Consider the following 382-nt stretch of genomic DNA (forward strand, 5'->3'; position numbering starts at 1 on the left):
ACGGATATCGAAAGTTTACGCCTTCAAAGCCAAGATAACATGGAAAGATTGGTGACGATTAATGGCTTTATTGCGACGCGAATATTGCAACTAAAGTTCACCAATGAGCAGCCTGATTCTCCAAGTTGTGAACAACTGTTATCTCCCAAAGCATGGAAGTTATTGTGGTTAAAGAGAATAAAAACACCATTGCCTGAAACTGCTCCAAATATGTCATGGGCGTATCAGGAACTGGCAAAGTTAGGAGGCTGGAAAGATACCAAGCGCACAGGGCGTGCATCTGTGAAAGTGTTATGGCAAGGATGGCTTAAGTTACAAGCCATCCTGGAAGGCTACGATTTAGCAAAATCTCTTGAGTCAGACTTGTGATCAAGAGACAGCT

The 382-nt window shown here is 42.9% G+C and carries 1 pseudogene; it reads left to right on the forward strand.

What is annotated here, in order from left to right:
* Window positions 1-369, forward strand: a pseudogene (locus GQR38_RS20200) (IS4 family transposase); the annotation flags it as partial.
* Window positions 370-382: the final 13 nt, after the last annotated feature.

It is taken from the genome of Pseudoalteromonas sp. c7(2019), from assembly GCF_011378625.1.
Lineage (GTDB): Bacteria > Pseudomonadota > Gammaproteobacteria > Enterobacterales > Alteromonadaceae > Pseudoalteromonas > Pseudoalteromonas arctica.